General features: G+C 61.7%; 16 protein-coding genes and 1 pseudogene. 9 read left to right on the top strand and 8 right to left on the bottom strand.

The annotated features are described in order from the left end of the window. The 3 genes from VF515_08700 to VF515_08690 all read left to right on the top strand — a co-directional run. Window positions 1-1,266: nucleotide sugar dehydrogenase (locus VF515_08700; protein ID HEX7407711.1), on the top strand; the 1,266-nt coding region annotated here is incomplete at its 5' end. A gap of 374 nt (window positions 1,267-1,640) precedes the next feature. Then, window positions 1,641-2,852 (top strand): hypothetical protein, encoded by a 1,212-nt coding sequence (locus VF515_08695; protein HEX7407710.1) that lies wholly within the window; start codon window positions 1,641-1,643, stop codon window positions 2,850-2,852. 75 nt (window positions 2,853-2,927) lie between these two features. Then, complete coding sequence (locus tag VF515_08690; GenBank protein ID HEX7407709.1) at window positions 2,928-4,082, top strand: hypothetical protein; 1,155 nt, start codon at window positions 2,928-2,930, stop codon at window positions 4,080-4,082. A gap of 389 nt (window positions 4,083-4,471) precedes the next feature. Here the strand turns inward: VF515_08690 and VF515_08685 are convergent, their stop codons facing one another. The 5 genes from VF515_08685 to VF515_08665 all read right to left on the bottom strand — a co-directional run bounded on the left by VF515_08685 (window position 4,472) and on the right by VF515_08665 (window position 10,465). Further along, window positions 4,472-5,020 carry an arginine decarboxylase, pyruvoyl-dependent gene (locus VF515_08685; GenBank protein ID HEX7407708.1) on the bottom strand — a complete coding sequence of 183 codons (549 nt, stop codon included), beginning with the start codon at window positions 5,018-5,020 and terminating at the stop codon, window positions 4,472-4,474. A 130-nt stretch (window positions 5,021-5,150) separates the two neighbouring features. Beyond that, complete coding sequence (locus VF515_08680) at window positions 5,151-6,821, bottom strand: methylmalonyl-CoA mutase family protein (GenBank protein HEX7407707.1); 1,671 nt, start codon at window positions 6,819-6,821, stop codon at window positions 5,151-5,153. Window positions 6,822-6,860: 39 nt separating this feature from the next. Next, window positions 6,861-7,361, bottom strand: a complete 501-nt coding sequence (locus VF515_08675; GenBank protein HEX7407706.1) for a biotin/lipoyl-containing protein — start codon at window positions 7,359-7,361, stop codon at window positions 6,861-6,863. Beyond that, complete coding sequence (gene accC, locus VF515_08670; GenBank protein ID HEX7407705.1) at window positions 7,361-8,869, bottom strand: acetyl-CoA carboxylase biotin carboxylase subunit; 1,509 nt, start codon at window positions 8,867-8,869, stop codon at window positions 7,361-7,363. Before accC ends, VF515_08675 begins: the two co-directional genes overlap by 1 nt. A 45-nt stretch (window positions 8,870-8,914) precedes the next feature. Beyond that, window positions 8,915-10,465 (bottom strand): acyl-CoA carboxylase subunit beta, encoded by a 1,551-nt coding sequence (locus VF515_08665; protein HEX7407704.1) that lies wholly within the window; start codon window positions 10,463-10,465, stop codon window positions 8,915-8,917. Window positions 10,466-10,625: 160 nt separating this feature from the next. Between VF515_08665 and VF515_08660 the strand changes: the two are divergent. The 6 genes and pseudogenes from VF515_08660 (at window position 10,626) to VF515_08635 (ending at window position 17,745) form a co-directional block, all read left to right on the top strand. Then, window positions 10,626-10,797: pseudogene (locus tag VF515_08660) on the top strand (ABC transporter ATP-binding protein). Between the two features lie 377 nt (window positions 10,798-11,174). Next, window positions 11,175-14,042, top strand: coding sequence for a molybdopterin-dependent oxidoreductase (locus VF515_08655; GenBank protein ID HEX7407703.1), 2,868 nt, complete (start codon window positions 11,175-11,177; stop codon window positions 14,040-14,042). A 187-nt stretch (window positions 14,043-14,229) separates the two neighbouring features. Beyond that, complete coding sequence (locus tag VF515_08650; protein ID HEX7407702.1) at window positions 14,230-14,949, top strand: metal-dependent hydrolase; 720 nt, start codon at window positions 14,230-14,232, stop codon at window positions 14,947-14,949. A gap of 219 nt (window positions 14,950-15,168) precedes the next feature. Next, window positions 15,169-15,969, top strand: a complete 801-nt coding sequence (locus tag VF515_08645; protein HEX7407701.1) for a hypothetical protein — start codon at window positions 15,169-15,171, stop codon at window positions 15,967-15,969. Between the two features lie 187 nt (window positions 15,970-16,156). After that, complete coding sequence (locus tag VF515_08640) at window positions 16,157-16,348, top strand: hypothetical protein (GenBank protein HEX7407700.1); 192 nt, start codon at window positions 16,157-16,159, stop codon at window positions 16,346-16,348. Between the two features lie 191 nt (window positions 16,349-16,539). Beyond that, window positions 16,540-17,745 carry an acyl-CoA dehydrogenase family protein gene (locus VF515_08635; GenBank protein ID HEX7407699.1) on the top strand — a complete coding sequence of 402 codons (1,206 nt, stop codon included), beginning with the start codon at window positions 16,540-16,542 and terminating at the stop codon, window positions 17,743-17,745. Window positions 17,746-17,794: 49 nt separating this feature from the next. Here VF515_08635 and VF515_08630 read toward each other — a convergent pair whose 3' ends face one another. The 3 genes from VF515_08630 to VF515_08620 form a co-directional block, all read right to left on the bottom strand. Next, window positions 17,795-18,364, bottom strand: coding sequence for a hypothetical protein (locus VF515_08630; protein ID HEX7407698.1), 570 nt, complete (start codon window positions 18,362-18,364; stop codon window positions 17,795-17,797). Continuing rightward, the gene (locus tag VF515_08625) at window positions 18,349-18,828 is read right to left on the bottom strand and encodes an archaeosortase/exosortase family protein (GenBank protein HEX7407697.1); all 480 of its coding nucleotides are present in this window, start codon (window positions 18,826-18,828) and stop codon (window positions 18,349-18,351) included. Before VF515_08625 ends, VF515_08630 begins: the two co-directional genes overlap by 16 nt. 122 nt (window positions 18,829-18,950) lie before the next feature. Then, a partial coding sequence (locus tag VF515_08620; GenBank protein HEX7407696.1) for an ATP-binding cassette domain-containing protein occupies window positions 18,951-19,622 on the bottom strand: 672 nt, incomplete at its 5' end.

Raw genomic sequence — 19,622 nt, 5'->3', positions numbered from 1 at the left:
GGCCTGCCCTTGGCGGCGACCTTTGCCGAGGGCGGTTTTGCCGTAATCGGCTTCGACGTGGACGCCGGCAAGATCGAGGAGCTGCGGGCCGGCGGGAGCTACATCCGGCACCTCCCCGCCGAGCGCTTACGCGCCATCGTGAACTCGCAGCCGCTGCGCACGGGCAGCTCTGGCTTCCACCCTACAAGCGACTACAGCCTCCTGAGCCAATGCGACGCCATCCTGATCTGCGTGCCGACCCCACTCACCGAACACCGGGAGCCCGATCTCTCGTACGTGATCGGAACCGCAAACGCCATTGCCACCAATCTGCGGCACGCCCAGCTCGTCGTGCTCGAGAGCACGACGTATCCCGGCACGACCGATGAAGTGGTGCGCGAAATCCTCGAAGCCGGTGGGCTACGGGCCGGTAAGGACTTCTATCTGGCCTACTCACCCGAACGCGAAGACCCGAACAACGCGCAGTACAACACCCGGACCATCCCCAAACTCATCGGCGGCTACACGGCAGACTGTGGCGAGGCGGCCGCAGCCTTGTATGGCGCCGTCTTGGAAAAGATCGTTCCGGTTTCATCGGCACGCGTCGCGGAAGCCGCCAAGCTCCTGGAGAACATCTACCGCAGCGTCAATATCGCTCTGGTGAATGAGCTGAAACTGCTGTTCGAGCGCATGGGCATCAACGTGTGGGAAGTCATAGACGCCGCGGCAACCAAGCCGTTCGGCTTCACCGCGTTCTATCCGGGTCCGGGCCTCGGCGGGCATTGCATCCCCATCGACCCCTTCTACCTGACCTGGAAGGCGCGGCAGTATGACTTGACGACGCGGTTCATCGAGCTGGCAGGTGAAGTGAACACCGCCATGCCGGGGTTTGTGATTCAGAAGCTGACGGATGCCCTCAACGAGCGGCAACGCAGTCTCAAAGGAGCGCGCATACTCGTTCTGGGTGTCGCCTACAAGCGCGATCTCGACGATACCCGCGAATCGCCAGCGCTCAAGATCATGGATCTGATGATCAAGAAGGGCGCCGACGTTGGTTATCACGATCCGTACGTGCCGTTCTTGAAGCGCTCACGCCACTACGACTTCCACCTCCAGTCCGTGCCGCTCACGCGCGAGGAGGTGGGGCGGTGGGATGCAGTCGTCATCACCACCGACCATACCGTCTTCGACTACGACCTCGTCGTGGACGCCAGTTCGCTGGTGATCGACACGCGCAATGCCACCCGCTCGGTTACCAAGGGGCGAGAGAAAATCGTGCGAGCATAACACCCGAATCGGGGAACAAGCGCAGAACCGGAGGACGCCCGTACCTGAAACTCAGGACCCCCCTGAGGTACGAAGCTCGGCCGGGTCCTCTTCGTGGACAGGTGCGTCGATCGGCGCGGGCCTTAGGGGTTTTCCAGCGCCCTTGCGGGCCATCGGCAGACCGGACGCCACTTTCGATCGTTTTTCCGTTGGCGTGGGCGTTTTTCCGTTGGCAAGTCCACTTTTCCGTGACCTTATTCTTGACAATGTGGCGGATTTTTGAGTATGTATCCCCGCACTTACGCTGTGCGTGGGACACAGCCTGCCGCCACATACCGAACGTGAGCGGCAGGAACAGAGCGAGCAGGGTCGGTCGACTGGAAAGGAGGAGGGCAATGCGAACGGTGAAGTGGAACGCTTTTCTCTCGTGCCTCTGCGGTTTCGCGGTGGCGCTGGGAGGAATGGCGGCTAGCGCTCGTGCTGACGTCACAACGGAAAAGGGGGCATCGATCCTCATCTTTCCAAAGGTCCGCGTCGACAGTACGTTTGACACCATCATCCAGATCTCGAACACTGGCAACTCCATGGCACACGCACACTGCTTTTACGTGAACGCGTCGCTGGTAAGCCTGCTCACTGGCCAAGCGTGCGAAAACCCGAGCCCTACCTGCGTGGCGCAGTGGCAGGAAACAGACTTCGACATTTGGCTCACGCGGCAGCAGCCAACCCACTGGCTCGTAAGCACCGGACGTAGCTTCGAAGGCATCACTGACTTGGGAAGTGACAGCGCGGGCTTCGCCCCTGGGCATGTGCCCCCGGTCCGAGACTTCCTCGGCGAGTTGAAGTGTATCGAAGTGACGGATTCCGGTGAGCCGCTGACGGGCAATCATCTGAAAGGCGAGGCGACCATCAAGTCTCTCGTCGACACCGCGCCGGCTCCGGGTACGTTCAATCCTAACCAGACCGCTATCGGTGACGTGGCCAAGTACAATGCCGTCGGTATTCTCGGCAAACCGGATGCTTCGCCCTCCAATCCGCTCTTGCTCGATGGCACCAACTACGACGCCTGCCCCGCAAAGTTGATTCTCAATCACTTCGCCAGTGGGGCGGAGGATCCGGTGGTCGTTGGATTGGTTGACCGTGGTGGAGTCCTGCCCTCCGGGAGCACCTCCAGCAACTTCACGGAGCTCACCCTGGTGCCCTGCAGCGAGGACTTCGAGAACCAGCTGCCCACCGGCGTCACCGTGCAGTTCCTCGTGTTCAACGAGTTCGAACAGCGATTCTCCGCCAGCACCACGGTTGCATGTTACTTCAACCTGGAAATCGCTCGCATCGACACGCAGTTCTCGGCAACAGCAGTCGACAGCTCGGTTTTCGGACGTGCGGTGCTCGGGACCGATTTCGCCCAGACTGAAATCACTCCCGTCGTTCAGCTTAACGGCTTTACCGGAGGGCTGGTGGGTGTCGCCGAGCGGATCGTGACCGTGCAGGTGGCAGGCGAGTTCTCGACAACTGTCACAGCCGCCCGGGCCGCTTACAACCTGCACAGCGAAGGCAGCCTGATTCCGGCCACCGGGCCGGATAAGATCACAATGCCGGCACTTTAGTGCTCGGTGCGACAGACGCAAAGAGGGGAAAAGGCAGTGGCTGGTTTCTCCCTGACAGCTGAAAGGAGAAGGGCAATGCGTACGGTGAAGTGGAATCCTTTTCTCTTGGGAGCATGCATGCTCCTGGGAGGGGTGCTCCTCTGGGCGGGTGCTGCGCGCGCCGATATTTCGTCGACGAATCCTGCGGCGATCGTGGTGTTCCCGAAGCTCGTGGTCGACACGAGTAACGGCCTTGATACCGTCATTCAACTGACGAATACCTCGGGCGATCCGGTCAACGTCCGGTGCTTCTACGTGAACGCAAACGGGCACTGCTCAACCACGGGGGCCATCTGCGACCCTGGGCTGGTGAATCCCGACCCGCTTTGCTTGCCAACGGAAAGGTGCGTTCCCGGCTGGATCGAGACCGATTTCACGTTCCGCCTGACGGCGAAACAGCCGATCGGCTGGACCGTGTCCGCTGGCTTGCCGAACCTTCCCCTCGCCGGTACTTCAGGGCCCGGGGGGCAGTTCAACAGCGGCAGCATTCCGCCGGTGAACGAAGACCCGATGATCGGCGAGCTCAAGTGTGTCGAGGTCGGGGACGACGAATTCCCGGTCGATAGCAATGATCTGAAGGGTGAGGCGACGATCGAGTATTTCGATTTCTCCGCAGCGGATATCGACGGTTACAACGCCATTGGTATCGAAGCGATCCACGGCGCGAACAATCGGGATAACACCTTGGTGCTTGGACAGGAGTATAACGGCTGCCCGAACTACCTGATCCTCGATCACTTCTTTGATGGTGCTGAAGAGCCCGCCCTCGGAGATACGGTATACACCGCTCTCACTCTCGTCCCTTGCTCCGAGGATTTCAACACTCAGCTCCCGCTCAGGACCACGGTGCAGTATTTGGTCTACAACGAATTCGAGCAGCGCTTCTCGACGAGTGGTCCGCTTACCTGCTTCAGCGAACGCTACCTTTCATACATCGACACGAAGGTCGGCAACAGCAACGGTAATAACGCGATCTCGATCTTTCACGTCAGCGTAGAAGGCACGTTGACCGGACAGACCATAATTCGCGGCGTTGCGGACTCTGACACGACGCATGGGCACGGGCTGCTCGCGATCGCGGAGGAGTTCCACACGCATGGGAGTACGATACATACTGGCGCCTACGTTGCAGTCCAGCGTGGCACACGCAGTCAGAATGACTTCATCTACTTACCAGATACGACTCACTAACAGCGCCTCTTAGGGATTCCAAAAGGCCGGGCAATTCGCCCGGCCTTTTTTTTGCCTTTCAATTGCCCGCAAAGCCAACGTTGATCCGATAGGTGCAGGGACCCCGCCGGATCGACAGCAGCGCGCCCCGGGAGAATCGCACGCCAACCAACTTCCGGCGGAACTCATCCAGGGTCTGCACTGGTACCCCCGCTAGCGCCACGAGGGCAGAACGGATGCCAGGAAGTCAAAAGAGGAAGCGGGCAGCTTTCAGCTCACAGTAACGCTTTGCCCCCAAGTGCCAACGGTCGAACGTGAGCGAGGGATACCCTTCGCACGTTCCAACAAGACGCAGCGGGGGAGAAAGCGGCTTGAACACTAACAGCTGACCGCTGACCCTGACCGCTCTTCTATTCCGCAAAGACCGCGGCAGCAACCACCGAGGTCCACAAACCGTCCTTGTCACCGATAGCGGACTGAGTGACATTGCGGGTCATGACGATCTCGTTCGACAGGCGCCACACGTCCTTGCGCTCGTCGTAGCTCTTGTTCGGATCGAACTCGATGCCCAGGATGGTGGCGAGCATCGACGCTGCCAGGTCCTCGGCGTAGTCGCCGGTCTTGTCGTCAGTCAGGCCGAAGCTGTGATGCTCGGCCAAGTAGCCGTACTGCGTGCGATCCTTTGGGATGGCTACGCCGACCGAGGCGGCCATCAGTCGATGCGGCTCGTTGGTCGCGTTGTCGCTCATGACGACGTAAAGAATCTGTCCGGGCTTGAGAAGCTTCAGACCTTCTTGCGGAGTGATCAGCTTCGCATGAGGCGGAAAGATGCTCGAGACGCGGACGACGTTGAACTGCGCAATTTTGGCGCTGCGCAGGGCCATTTCGAAGCTGGTCAGCTTCTCACGATGCTTCCCCACTCCTCGGGTGAGAAAGATCTTCTTGGCCACCATCGTCATTGATTCTCCTCCTTCCACCGCACCGGCTGAAATTGATGGCGCGTTTAACATGAATACGGCAGAGCTACAACCCGTCCGAGGCTCCGGCAGCAATCGCTGGGGGAACGCGACGAACGGCTAGGACCGGCCGCTACATCGTAACCGACGGTCGATGCTCACCGAAAACCCGGCGCATGGCATCGGCAACTTCGCCGAGCGTGGCATAGACCCGCACGGCGTCGATGATAGCGGGCATGAGGTTGCCCTCACCACGGGCGGTCTCCTCCACCCGCCGAATTGCCCGTGTCAGATCAGCCTCATTCCGTTCCGCCCGCAGGCGTGCCAGCTTGGCTTTCTGGCGTCCTTCCAGCTGGGGATCGATCCGGAGGATCTCCAGCTTCGGTTCCTCGGCCAGAGCGAATTCATTGACCCCGACGATGATCCGCTCCTTGCGCTCGATTTCCTGCTGGTAGCGGAAGGCCGCGTTGTGGATCTCCCGCTGCTGGTACCCGGCCTCCACGGCACGAACGGCTCCTCCCAGCTTATCGATAGCCGCGATGTACTCTTCGGCCCGGCGTTCCAGCTCATCAGTCAGCGATTCGATGCAGTACGAACCGGCGAAGGGATCAATGCTGTCGCTCACGCCACTCTCATGGGCGATGACCTGCTGCGTGCGCAGCGCCACCCGCACCGAATCCTCGGTCGGGAGCCCCAGCGCCTCATCCTTGCTGTTGGTGTGCAACGACTGGGTGCCGCCGAGCACTGCGGCAAGCGCCTGGATGGTGGTGCGCACGACGTTGTTGTCCGGCTGCTGCGCGGTGAGCGACGACCCTGCCGTCTGCGCATGCGTACGCAGCATCATGGAACGCGGATCCTTGGCGCCAAAACGCTCCTTCATGATGCGGGCCCACAGCCGCCGGGCAGCGCGAAACTTGGCAATCTCCTCGAGAAAGTTGTTGTGCACGTTGAAGAAGAAGGACAAGCGGGCAGCGAACTCGTCGACGCTCAGGCCGGCCTTCAATGCGGCTTCGACGTAGGCGATTCCGTCCGCTAGCGTGAAGGCGATTTCCTGAGCCGCGGTCGATCCGGCCTCACGGATGTGGTAGCCGGAGATCGATATCGTATTCCAATTCGGGACCTCTTTGGTGCAAAATGCAAAAATGTCCGTGATGATGCGCATCGATCCAGCCGGCGGGTAGATGTAGGTCCCGCGCGCAATGTACTCCTTGAGGATGTCGTTCTGGATCGTGCCGCCAGCCTTGTCCCAACTGACGCCTTGCTTCTCCGCCACGACCAGGTAGAGCGCCAGCAAGGTGCTTGCCGTCGCGTTGATGGTCATCGAAGTCGTGACCTTGTCGAGCGGAATGTCGGCCAGCAGCGTCTCCATGTCGGCCAGCGAATCGATGGCAACGCCCACCCGGCCCACCTCTCCCTGTGCGCGCGGGTGATCCGAGTCACGCCCCATTTGCGTCGGCAAGTCGAAGGCGACGCTCAGGCCTGTTTGCCCTTGTTCCAGGAGATAGCGGTAGCGACGATTGGATTCTTCCGCCGTTCCGAAGCCGGCGTACTGTCGCATGGTCCAGAACCGCCCCCGGTACATCGTCGGCTGCACGCCGCGCGTGAACGGGTAGGTGCCGGGGAAGCCTATGCGTTCGACGTATTCCTCATCCGTGTGATCGTCCGGCGCGTACAGGCGCTTCACCTCGATGCCGGACGTCGTTTCGAATCTGTCGCGGCGTTCGGGCGAGCGTGAGAGCGTGCGCTTCAGGATCTGTTCTTCCCACGCCTGTCGTGCCTTCTTGATGTCGTCCATACTGCCCATCGGCGCCTACTGCCCTCGGAAGCGTTTGGCCCGCTGCCGTCACTCGATCACGACGAGGACCTGGTTGGCCTCGACCGCCTGGCCCGGCTGCACGAACACCTCTTTCACCTCACCGGCAGCCGGCGATTTGACTTCGTTCTCCATCTTCATCGCTTCGATGACGAGCATGCCCTGATCACGGACCACCACATCGCCTACCTGTATCAGAATGTCGACGATCTTGCCGGGCATGAGCGCGCGGATCTCACGGCGGCCCCTTTCCTCCTCGGGCTCCCCCAGCGCCACCTGGCGCCGACGTTCGTCCACCAGCCGCAAGCGGAAAATCTCACCGGCAATGGACACGGTGTAGTCATCGCCATCGGCCGAGACGTCCGCCACCACCGACCGCCCGTCGATGAGCAACGAGTATGTGGTTGGGCCGATGCGGCGGCTGTCAACGGCACGCGGGATCCCATCGATCTCGACGGTGCAAGCCGAATCGCCGGCGACGTGAATCTCGATGCGGTGCGTCTGCTGCTGAAGTTCCGCCAGGTAGGCCATCAGTTGCGCAGCCCCCCACGACGCGCCGCCTCCTTCCACACGGACCGGCGGCCCGGCACCGTCGTGGCGGCCAAGCGCGTCGCCCGTTCCACTTCGCGGTCACGCTGCGCCAAGGCCGCCGCTGTCAGCGCAGCGTCACGTCGCGCCGGCTCGCCGGACGCCTTGAAACCGTGGAACTCCTGCGCAATGAAGTTGGTGTCGAAGTCGCCGGCGAGGAAGCGCGGATGCTCGAGCACCCACCGGTGGAAGGCCAGGTTGGTGACCAGGCCGTGGATGCTGTACTCCTGCAGGGCGCGGCGCATGCGCCGAATGGCTTCGTCCCGGGTGTTACCCCACACGATCAATTTGGAAATGATAGGATCGTAATACACGGTGACCTCGAAGCCCTGGTACACACCGCTATCGTCGCGCACACCGATGCCACCCGGCACCTGCAAGAATGCGATCCTGCCCGGTGAAGGGAAGAAGTTGTTGTACGGATCCTCGGCGTAGACGCGGCACTCGATCGCGTGCCCGCGGGCAACCAAGTCCTGCTGGCGGAACGGCAGCGGCTTGCCGGCCGCTACCTCGATCTGCGTTTTCACCAGATCGACCCCCGTGATCATCTCGGTCACCGTGTGCTCGACCTGAATGCGGGTGTTCATTTCCAGGAAGTAGAAGTTGCGATCAGCATCGACAAGGAACTCAATGGTTCCCGCACCAACGTAGTTCACGGCCTTGGCCGCCTGGACGGCCACCTGCCCCATCTCGGCCCGGATGCGGTCATTGATCGCGGGACTGGGAGACTCCTCGATGACCTTCTGGTGGCGGCGCTGGATCGAGCATTCCCGCTCGAACAGGTGCACGGTGTTGCCGAACTGGTCGGCCATCACCTGGACCTCAACGTGCCGCGGCTTGGTAACGTACTTCTCGACGTACATGCGGTCGTCACCGAACGAAGCTTTGGCTTCTGAGCGCACGGCACGCAGAGCCGACTGCAGCTCGTCGGCCTTGTGCACCAGTCGCATCCCCTTGCCACCCCCGCCGGCAACAGCCTTCAGCATCACCGGGTATCCCATGCGGTTGCAGACGTCGACCACTTCTTCCGCCGTATCCAGTGTCCCGCCAGAACCCGGGACCACCGACACGCCGGCCTTCTGCATCAAGGTGCGGGCCGAGACCTTATCGCCCATCTGTTCCATGGCCTCGGCACTCGGCCCGATGAAGACGATGCCCTCGGCAGCGCAACGCCGGGCGAATACAGGATTCTCGGCCAGAAAGCCGTAGCCCGGGTGAATGGCGTCCGCAGCGCTCTGGCGCGCCGCCCCCAAAATGTTGTCAATGACCAAGTAGCTTTCTCTCGCTGGCGCCGGACCAATCGGGTAGGCGTAATCGGCTTCTTTCACGTGCAATGCCGTGCGGTCCGCCTCGGAGAACACCGCCACCGTCTCGATGCCGAGTTCGCGGCAGGCGCGGATGACGCGGACGGCGATCTCGCCGCGGTTAGCAATCAGGATACGCTTGAACATCGGACGTCTTCTCCCTCTCCCACTGGGAGAGGGAACCAGTAAGCGTTACAGCGGAATGTTCCCATGCTTCTTGGGCGGGTTCTTGTCCCGCTTGTTTTCGAGGATCTCGAGCGCCCGAATGAGTCGAGGCCGGGTATCTTCGGGCATGATGATCTCATCGATGTAGCCCAGCTCGGCGGCCTTAAACGGGTTGGCAAAGGTGCGGCGGTAATCGGCGACCAGCCGTTCCTTCTCGGCCACCGCATCGCTGGCGCCATCCAACTCGTTGCGGAACACGATGTTCACAGCGCCATCGGGACCCATGACGGCAATCTCGGCCGTCGGGTAGGCGAAGTTGATATCGCCGCGGATGTGTTTCGAGGACATCACGTCGTAGGCACCGCCGTACGCCTTACGGGTGATCACCGTCACTTTGGGGACGGTCGCTTCGCAATACGCGTACAAGAGCTTTGCCCCGTGGGTAATGATGCCACCGTATTCTTGTGCCGTGCCCGGGAGAAAACCCGGGACATCCACGAAGGTGACGATCGGAATATTGAAGCAATCGCAGAAGCGCACGAAACGGGCCGCCTTTTTCGATGCGTTGATGTCAAGGCAGCCGGCGAGAAAAGCGGGCTGGTTGGCGACGATGCCGACCGAGCGGCCGCCCAAGCGGGCGAAGCCGATGACGATGTTCTTGGCGTAGTCGCGTTGCACCTCGAAGAAATGGCGGTCGTCAACGACGGCGTTGATGATTTCTTGAATGTCGTACGGCTTGTTGGAATTGTCCGGAACGACGGACCGCAGCTTCTCGTCGCGGCGGGCAGGATCGTCGTCGGTCGGGACAAAAGGGGGATCCTCGAGGTTGTTGCTGGGGATATAAGAAAACAGCTCGCGCACCATGGCGATGCACTCGCGGTCGTTGCGCGCCGAGAAATGCGCCACACCGCTGCGCGTATTGTGCGTGACGGCGCCTCCGAGGTCTTCCTTCGTCACCTCTTCGTGGGTTACCGCCTTGATCACATCGGGGCCGGTGATGAACATGTAGCCGATTTTCTCGACCATGAAGATGAAGTCGGTCATGGCCGGAGAGTAGACCGCCCCGCCGGCACATGGTCCCATGACGGCGGAAATCTGCGGGACCACCCCGGACGCCAGCACGTTGCGCAAGAAGATGTCGGCGTAGCCGGCAAGGCTCACCACGCCCTCTTGAATGCGCGCGCCGCCCGAATCGTTCAGGCCGATCACCGGCACCCCCGTCTTCACCGCCAGGTCCATGATCTTGCAGACCTTTTCGGCAAACGCACCGCTGAGGCTGCCGCCGAACACGGTGAAATCCTGGGAGAAGACGTACACTAACCGACCATCGATGGTGCCGTAGCCGGTCACCACACCGTCGCCCGGGATTCTCTTCTTGTCCATGTCGAAATCGATACAACGGTGGGTTTTGAACTTGTCGGTCTCGACGAAGGAGCCGGGATCGAGCAAGACCTCGACCCGCTCGCGGGCGGTCAGTTTACCGGACGCGTGCTGGCGCTCGATACGGTCTTCACCACCGCCGAGCTCAGCTTCCCTGTGCAACCGCTCGAGTTGCTCGATATTTTCTTTGAGGCTCATAGACGCGTATCCCGACCGTCACAGATCGGGACACGCGTCTCTTAGTATGCAGGCACAGGGAATTCAAGAATAGGCAATGAAACAGCTTCATTTTCTGCTGCTTGAATGGACTTTCCAGAAGGCCGCCGACTTCCGCTATACTGTCGGTGCTGTGGCTGCGTTGCTTCCACGCCTCACACCCTCCGTCGAGGTTGTGTTTCGAGCCCGTGGGCTGACGAAGATCTATCGCTTGGGGGGATGTGGAGGTTCTTGCGCTTCGCTCGGTGGATCTCGACCTGTACCGCAGCGAGTTCGTCGTGTTGCTTGGGCACTCGGGGAGTGGGAAGTCGACGCGGTTCTCAACGGCCATTGGGAACGGCTGCGGATCGTTGGCGTCGCACTGTCACCTGAATACGTCTATGAGATCCGCGGCACGGACGTTTTCCCCGACAACAAACGGTTCGGCGTTCTCTGGATGAGCCGTGAGGCCATGGGCCCGGCGATCAGATCCATGAAGGCGTGCGCGTGAAGCCGTTTTGAGCTCTGCGTCGGCAGGACCGGCCCCTCTCGCCCCTCTATGTGACACAGGTCATCTCCGTCGTCGGCAATAGTCATGTCCAGCCTGCCGACCATTTGGTAGGCGGATAGGAGACTGCTGCAACAACGGCATGAAACCAAGAATGCGACCTCAAGAGCCCATTCAGCCCACCCACAACCCTCGGAGCAGGTGATGATGGTACTGACTCGTCGAAATTTTCTTCGTGGTGCTGGCGCCGCCGCAATTAGCCTCACGCTTTCGAATCTCCAATTCGCCCTTGCAGCCGAAGGGAATGGGACTGCGGGAGACGCGTCAGCGCTCGCCAAACCCCCCGTGCCCGATTACCGGCACTGGGAGGACGTCTGCCGCGGGAAATGGACGTGGGACAAGGTTGTCAAAAGCACCCATATCCGTACCAATTGCATCGCGGCCTGCTCGTGGAACCTGTACGTAAAGGACGGCATTGTCTGGCGCGAAGAGCAGAACACGATTTACAAACCGAGCCATCCGAGTGTGCCGGACATGAACCCGCGCGGCTGTCAGAAGGGTGCCTGCTACAGCCAACTCATGTATGAACCGTCGCGCCTGAAGTACCCGCTGAAGCGCAAGGGCGAGCGTGGTTCGGGCCAGTGGCAGCGCCAGAGCTGGGATGAGGCGCTGACCGAGGTGGCGGACACGCTGCTCGACGTAGCGTTGAAGGACGGGCCCGATTGCGTCGTCTACGACCATGGCACCACCAACATCGACTTTGGCACGGGCACGAGCGCGGAGATGCGATTCTTCGGGATGCTCGGCGCCACCGTCATGGACTCCTGGGCAGGCGTGGGCGATCTCCCCATGGGATGTATTCAGACATGGGGCAACTTCAACGCCGACGGCACCTCCGACGACTGGTTCAACTCCGACTACATCGTGATCTGGATCGCCAACCCGGTGTACACCCGCATCCCGGACATGCACTTCATGTTGGAAGCACGTTACAAGGGAGCCAAGGTCGTCTCGATCGCACCCGATTACAACGCCAGCTCCATCCATGCCGACGTGTGGCTCAACCCGCGCATGGGCACCGACGCCGCCCTCGGCCTCGCCATGGCGCAGGTCATCATCAGCGAGAATCTGTTCAAGCCCGACTACGTCCAGGAACAGACCGACCTGCCCTTTCTCGTGCGCGAAGACACCGGCCGCTACCTGCGGCAGAAAGACGTGCAGGCAAACGGCAACGACGAGATCTTCTACTTCTGGGACGAGGCCGGCAAGCGGCTCGCCGAAACACCGGGCAGTCAGGGTAACAAGACGCAGGACCTGCACCTCGGCGCCATCAAGCCGGCGCTGCACGGGCGGTTCTCCGCAACGCTGGCCGACGGCAAGAAGGTCTCGGTCCGACCTCTACTGGACGTGCTCGCGGACCACCTGCGGCAGTACACCCCGGAGAAGGCGGCCAAGATCACGGGCGTCCAGGCGGAGGTGATCCGCCAGGTAGCGCGGGAGATGGCCAAGGCCAAAACGGCGTCGATCTTCGCGTCTTGGGGCTCCTGCAAACATTACCACTCCGACCTGGCGCAGCGGGCCATGTGCCTGCTGATGGCGCTCACCGGCAATCAGGGCAAGCGTGGTGGTGGCATACGGCCGGGTGCTTGGTACAGCATCGACGCCCTGAACGAGATCTCCAACGAAGTCGAGATCCCCTTCTACCAGAAGATGCTTATGAAGCTGATGACCTTCAAGACCCGCGACTTTGAAGGGTTCTTGGAGAAGCACAGCTGGGAGCGGCCGTTCACGCCGACGCTGCCGTTCCTCTACGTCCACGGCGGCATGAACGAAGTCTGCGATCGCAAGGACTTCAACGACCCAGCGTTGCCCCGTGGCGTGGCCGAGTATGTGAAAGAGGCCATGGAGAAGAAATGGATGCGGGTTTCGCCGCCACCCGAGCGGCCCCCGCGTGTCTACTTCCACACCGGCGCCAACCCGTTGCGGCGCTGGCCGGTGCCCCAACTCGCCCGCAAACACTTGTGGCCCAAGCTCAAGATGATCGTGAACCTCAACTTCCGCATGTCCTCCACCGGCCTGGAGGGCGACATCTTGCTGCCGGCCGCGGCGTACTACGAGAAGATCGGCCTCAAGTATCCGCAGAGTCTGGTGCCGTACGTCATTTTCGCCGACCAGGCCGTGAAACCGATGGAGGACGCCAAGTCCGAGTTCGTCGTCTTCGCCATGCTGGCGGAGAAGTTCCAGGAGCGCGCCCGCGCTCGCGGTGTCAAACCCTTCAAGGATCACTACGGCATCGAACGCGACTACGCCAACTTCTTCGAGAAGTACGTCATGGACGGCTTGATGAAAGCCGACAACGAAGAAGCAGTGATGGATCACATGATCCAGAACTCCTCGGTGACACAGGGCTACACCTGGAAGGACGCGAAGGAACTCGGCGCCCTGCCGATCCAGGCCATCGGCCGCTACGGTCCGCACAACGCCATCTGCAGCGACTTCGAGCCCGGCAACACGGTGTACCCGCAGCAGTGGTTTGTGGAAAAGAAAGAGCCTTGGCCGACGCTCTCCGGACGGCAACAGTTTCTGCTCGAGCATCCCTGGTACATGGAGACCGGCGAGGCCCTTCCGGTACACAAAGAACCGCCGCCCGCCGGAGGCAACTATCCGCTGCGGTTGACCGGCGGCCATACGCGCTGGTCGATTCACGGGATCTGGCGCGACCAACGCCACATGCTCCGCCTCCAACGCGGCGAGCCCGTCATGTACATGAACGTCAACGACGCCAAGGCCCGGGACCTCAATGATCACGATTACGTCCGGGTCTTCAACGACGTTGGCTCCTTCCACATCCACGTCAAACCCAGTCCGCAGTTGCAGCCGGGCCAGGTGGTCATTTACCACGCGTGGGAGAATCATCAGTTCAAGGACTGGATGCAGAGCCAAGAGGCGGTCCCATCGCCGTGGAAGCCACAGCATATCTCCGGGGGCTACGGCCACCTACACTACCGGCTGTTCAGCTACGCCCCCAGTCACGGGCCGCGCGGCACCACCGTCGAGGTGCAGCGGGCCTAGCGTCAGGTCAAGGAACAAATACTCGACGGGCAGGAGCGGACCCTGCAGACGTCGGGGTGGAAGCACCGGATCGCACCCTTGAAGTGCTGGACCTCTGTGACGAATTGAAGATCGACCGACACGTCATCATCGTCCGACACCTAGCGCTGCGATCGGGTGTCCTGGTAGAGTGGGAAAGGAGACCACCGTGGCACAGCCTGCGATTCGAATTACCTGGCTTGGGCACTCCACCTTCCGCATCCACAGTGCAAAAGGCAAAACCCTGCTGATTGATCCGTGGGTGCGGAACAATCCTGCCTGCCCCGATGCGGAGAAAGAGAACCGACCGCTCGACGCCATCCTCATCACCCACGGCCATTTCGACCACATCGGCGATGCGGTGGAAATCGCGCGCGCGGTCAAGCCAGGAGCCGTGGTGGCCATTTACGAAACCACCGCGTGGCTCGGGCGCAAAGGCGTCGAGAATTGCGTCGGGATGAACAAGGGCGGCACCGTTGAGATCGCACCCGGCATCTCCGCGACCATGGTGTATGCGGATCACTCCTGCGGCATCCTCGACGAAGGCCAAATCATCTACGGCGGCGACCCGTGCGGCTATGTCATCGAGTTCGAGAATGGGACGCGGATCTATCACGCCGGCGACACGAATGTGTTCGGCGATATGAAGCTGATCAGCGAGCTGTACAAGCCGGATATCGCCCTCCTCCCGATCGGAGACCTCTACACCATGGGGCCCCGCGAAGCGGCTCTGGCGATCAAGCTCCTCGGCACCAAACGCGTCGTCCCCATGCACCACAGCACCTTCCCAGCGCTCACCGGCACGCCGGCAGCACTGCGGCAGGCGACCGCCGACATCCCAGGGCTCCAGATCATCGACCTCAAGCCTGGAGAGTCGACGGAGGTGTGACGCCCGTTCAGAGGGGGGAACCGCCCCGGGAAAGGCCGCTGCGCTCGCGCCGGAGGCGGCACGCTGGGTGCCCGGGTTCAGCGACGCCTATCTCTTCGGGGCTTGCGCCTGCGTGGTGTCCCTTCTGATCTGCTTTGGCATTCCGGCTTTCGGAAAGGGAGCCGGGCAACTCGGCGCCGAACCCGCAAGATAGAGGTGCCGCTCGGGAGGAGACTACAGATGTCCATCTACGCGCTTGCTGTGTCGATCATAGGGGGTGGGCTGGCCCTCTGCCTCGTGGGAATCTTTGCGGCCCGGAAACTGGCCGGGCTCCACTTCCGCGAGGAGCACAAGGACTTGGCTGGCTACGTCTTGCAGATCATGGGAACGCTGTATGCTGTCCTTATCGCATTCGCCGTCGTCACGGCGTGGCAACGCTACCACGAGGCCCAGGCCGTGGCCGACGCGGAAGCAAACAGCCTCAACGACACGTTTCGGATCGCCCAAGGCCTCGATGTTCCCGAAAGGGACGAGTTCCGAAGAACCGTCATCGAGTACGGGCGCCTGGTCATCGAGGAAGAGTGGGCGTGCATTCCCTCCGGCGAGGAGGGCCCCAGAACGCGGCAGGCCTACCAACACCTGTGGGACCTGGTCTCGTCCATGAATCCGGCGACCGAGCGGGACAAGGCCCTCTACGCGGCCGTCCTGGGAGGGATGGACGACGTCAGTAACGGCCACCGCCGGCGCCTCATTTTTGGCCAGGGCCAGCTGAACGGCCTGATCTGGTTCACGCTCATCGCCGGGGGAATGCTCACGGTGGGCTTCAGCTTCTTTTTCGGCCTCGATCATCTCGGGCGGCAGGCGTTCATGACGGCCTTCTTCGCGGGCATGATCCTCCTCAATCTCTTCGTGGTCGCCGCCCTCGACCAGGCTTTCACGGGACCGGCCAAAGTGGAGCCCGCGGCGATGCGCTTCGTCCTCAAGCACATGGAGTCTCAGCTCGGCCGCGAGCGAAGAGCAACTCCAGCTGCACGCCCTTGACGGTGGACAGTTCAAGGAGGCAGTCAGGGCCAAGCAGGAGGAGCCGAACACCGCGATGCCTTCGCGACGACCGGGGCCCCGGCCGATGTGACGGGCATCGCCGCTGACAACAGGAGGCTCGTGGGTACGGCCGGACAGGTAGCGTTCAGCGATTACTGGTCCGCGTTTCTGCTGGATTTGCCTTGAGATGTCGACCGCACCGCTGGGGCCACCGAAGCCGGAGCCGATCAAGCTCCTCGGCATCAAACGCGTCGTCCCCATGCACCACGGCACCTTCCCAGCGCTCACCGGCACGCCGGCGGCACTGCGGCAGGCGACCGCCGACATCCCAGGGCTCCAGATCATCGACCTCAAGCCTGGAGAGTCGACGGAGGTGTGACGGCGCTGGACTTCACCAAGCTGCTCCGGCTCGGGTCTCACCTCACCTCGCACCGCCACGCGGCCGCAGTTTTTCTCGCCAGTCAGCTTGAATGATGACATCGGTCATCCCGTCCTACCGGTCGGTAGGATATTGCTCGCTGCCCTGGAATTGAGCGGTAGTGCCAGGAACGAACGCAGAGGAGGTTCCCGATGCCATTGGTTGATCTCGAAACAAGCCTCACGGATCAGGAGCGCGAGATTCGCGATACGGCCCGCCGTTTCGCACTAGAGGTAATGCGTCCCACCGGAGCGGCGCTTGACCGTTTACCGGACCCCGCTGCCGTCATCGCACCGGACTCCGTCCTGTGGGATGTGTTCAAGAAATACTTCGACCTCCACCTCGGTGTGCTCGAGACGGGAAGCGGTGACCTATCACCAATGGAGCAGGCACGCATACGCTTTCTGATCAACGAGGAACTCGGCTGGGGCGATTCCGGGCTCGCCATCAGCCTCGGCGTCTCCGGCTTCCACCACTTGTTCTCGCAAATGTCTGGGCGACCGGCACTCATCGAACGGTTCGGCGGGCCGGACAACCGCGAGATCGGATGTTGGGCGATAACGGAACCCGATCATGGGAGCGATTCCCTGACCGTGACGGAGCGTCATTTCGCCGATCCGAAGCTCAAGCCCAATTGCATCGGGCGCCGCGACGGGGACCATTACATCATCTCCGGCCAGAAATCGGCGTGGGTCTCAAACGGTACCATCGCCAACGTGGCGACGCTGTTCTGCACGATCGAGCCCAAACAAGGGTTCATGGGTGGCGGTGTGTGCCTCATCCCTCTCGATCTTCCTGGCGTCTCCCGCGGCAAGCCGCTCGACAAATTGGGGCAGCGCGCCCTCAATCAGGGTGAGATTTTCTTCGACGACGTCCGCATCCCTTCCGACTACATGGTGGTCGGGGCGGATGCGTATGCCATGGTCGTGGAGGCCGTGCTGGCCCTCGCCAACGCCTCGATGGGCGCCCTGTTCGTGGGTCTCGCGCGCGCGGCGTTGGAGCATGCACTGGCCTACGCCAAGGAGCGAGTCCAGGGGGGTCTCCCAATCTTCGAACACCAAAGCGTGAAAGCGCGGCTGTTCAAAATGTTCATGCAGGTGGAAGCGGCGCGCTCACTGGCATGGCGGGTCATGCTGTATAACGGCACCAACCCACCGCAGGTGCAGTACTCGATTGCGTCGAAGGTGTTCGGCACCAGCACCGCCTTTGAGGTGGCCAGCAGCGCCATACAGATCTTTGGCGGGAACGGGCTCAGCCGCGAGTACCCGGTCGAAAAGCTGATGCGCGATGCACGCGCCTCAATGATTGAAGACGGGTGCAACGACGTGCTCAGCCTGGTCGGCGCCTCCAAGCTCTGACACTCTGCTCCTGATTAGTAAATGGCGATCACGGCCGCCTGGCCCAGGGCTAGCGGTGCTTGATAGGGTCCGAGACGCTGCCTCGCGAGTCCTGCCGTCTCGGGGTGAACTCCCACAGCGGGCGCAAGGCCGAATAGGTAAGTGCGAACCAGAGCCCCAGCGGCGCAACCACAAACGCCATCAAGCCAGTGAAGACACCCAGCGTGTCCTTGACGATGTTCGGCCGGTCCATGATGAAGGGGTATGCGAGGATCACCGCGACATCGAGGGTGAAGTACAGCACCGCGCCGAGCCCGCTACGGATCGCCGCCTGCCTGAGGCCGAAACCGGGCGTCGCCAGTATCAATGACAGCAGGGGCACGAGCCCCATCGACAGGGCCGGCAACTGCAACAGCATGGCGAGCTGCTGCTTCCCCGCGCGGAAGACAACGTCGCCGACAGGATTCGGACGGTCAAACTCCAACCACCAGCCGTTGACGACGGGGCTCAACAGCTGCACGGTCCTCAACACCGCGATGCGGTAAAGATCGGCGAAGTCCACCCACCACCACAGCACTAGCAGCGCGGCAAAGGCCAGCAAAAACTTCGCAGCAAACCGCCCCTTCACCGGCGTACCCACTCGACCCAGCTGACCGCGTACAGAGTCACCAGCATGAGGAAGGCTCCCTGCCACACGTATTCATGAAAGTACACGAACAGATTGGGATAAAACTCCACCACACGCACCAGGGTGGCAATCCGGATCATGTTGATCAGAGAGAGCATCGAGACGCCGATCACAATCCCGACCACCTTGGCGCTCATTCGTGCCGGATAGGCACCGATGAAGCTGGCCAGCACGAAGAGCACGAAGACGCCGGTGCACTCGTGATTGATGTTCAGACTCAAGCCGTTCACCGTAATCAGATTGTCGTGAACTGCGGCAGCGCTGCCGACACGCCGCGCCATCCAGGTGGCCGAGGAGGCGAACGCGGTTTCGGCCACATGCAGATGGTTCTGCAGCTCCGTGGCTACACTCAGCACGCTGAAGCCGAGGAGCGAGCCGAAGAAGATCAACGTGAATCGAAGGAGCGGTGACTTCATAGCACCCACAACCCGTCACCGGTCACATGATCACCAAGAATTTCCACCATCCCATCGCCACGAAGCCGCAGAGTTGCGGGATTAACCGTCTTTTGCAAGCGCGGACAACCCCGAACACGTCCTCATCGAGCCTCCCCGTTCTGGTCTCCCGGGATGAGGCTGCGGACACTGCCAGGGCGGAACTGTTCCTCGTAGAGCTGGCTGTACACGCCCCGTCGCGCCAGCAGGTCCGCATGGCGGCCCACCTCACAAATCGCGCCCCGCTCGATCACCACGATGCGATCCGCATTCATCACCGTCGACAGCCGGTGGGCGATGATGAACGTCGTGCGCCCATGCATCAAGCGGCGCAGCACGTCGTGGATCAAGTTCTCCGACTCGGAGTCGAGCGCGGCGGTGGCTTCATCGAGGATCAGGATCCGAGGGTCCTTCAAGAACGTGCGCGCGATCGCCATCCGCTGTCGCTGCCCGCCGGACAGGCGCAGACCACGTTCACCGACAACCGTGAGATAGCCGTCCGGAAGTTGAGCGATGAACTCGTCGGCGTTGGCGGCACGGGCCGCCGCCAGCACGTCGGACTCGGTCGCGTCCGGCTTGCCGTACAACAAGTTTTCTTGCAGCGTACCGCTGAAGAGGATCGAGTCTTGCGGCACGATGCCGATGTGATCGCGCAGGCTGGCGAGGGTCAGGCGGCGCACGTCGATGCCGTCGATGCACACGGCACCTTCGGCGACATCATAGAAACGTGGAATCAGGGAGACCAACGTCGACTTGCCGGCGCCGCTGCGCCCGAC

This window comes from Candidatus Binatia bacterium, assembly GCA_036382395.1.
Classification (GTDB): Bacteria; Desulfobacterota; Binatia; order HRBIN30; family HRBIN30; genus JAGDMS01.
Note: the sequence above shows the minus strand (reverse complement) of the source record. Positions and strands in the feature narration are given on the sequence as shown.

What these genes read in the sequence shown, in the direction of transcription:
- VF515_08695 (HEX7407710.1), top strand. Translation starts at nt 1,641, where the DNA reads ATGCGAACGGTGAAGTGGAACGCTTTTCTCTCGTGCCTCTGCGGTTTC.
- VF515_08690 (HEX7407709.1), top strand. Translation starts at nt 2,928, where the DNA reads ATGCGTACGGTGAAGTGGAATCCTTTTCTCTTGGGAGCATGCATGCTC.
- VF515_08685 (HEX7407708.1), bottom strand. Translation starts at nt 5,020, where the DNA reads ATGACGATGGTGGCCAAGAAGATCTTTCTCACCCGAGGAGTGGGGAAG.
- VF515_08680 (HEX7407707.1), bottom strand. Translation starts at nt 6,821, where the DNA reads ATGGGCAGTATGGACGACATCAAGAAGGCACGACAGGCGTGGGAAGAA.
- VF515_08675 (HEX7407706.1), bottom strand. Translation starts at nt 7,361, where the DNA reads ATGGCCTACCTGGCGGAACTTCAGCAGCAGACGCACCGCATCGAGATT.
- accC (HEX7407705.1), bottom strand. Translation starts at nt 8,869, where the DNA reads ATGTTCAAGCGTATCCTGATTGCTAACCGCGGCGAGATCGCCGTCCGC.
- VF515_08665 (HEX7407704.1), bottom strand. Translation starts at nt 10,465, where the DNA reads ATGAGCCTCAAAGAAAATATCGAGCAACTCGAGCGGTTGCACAGGGAA.
- VF515_08655 (HEX7407703.1), top strand. Translation starts at nt 11,175, where the DNA reads ATGATGGTACTGACTCGTCGAAATTTTCTTCGTGGTGCTGGCGCCGCC.
- VF515_08645 (HEX7407701.1), top strand. Translation starts at nt 15,169, where the DNA reads ATGTCCATCTACGCGCTTGCTGTGTCGATCATAGGGGGTGGGCTGGCC.
- VF515_08640 (HEX7407700.1), top strand. Translation starts at nt 16,157, where the DNA reads ATGTCGACCGCACCGCTGGGGCCACCGAAGCCGGAGCCGATCAAGCTC.
- VF515_08635 (HEX7407699.1), top strand. Translation starts at nt 16,540, where the DNA reads ATGCCATTGGTTGATCTCGAAACAAGCCTCACGGATCAGGAGCGCGAG.
- VF515_08625 (HEX7407697.1), bottom strand. Translation starts at nt 18,828, where the DNA reads ATGAAGTCACCGCTCCTTCGATTCACGTTGATCTTCTTCGGCTCGCTC.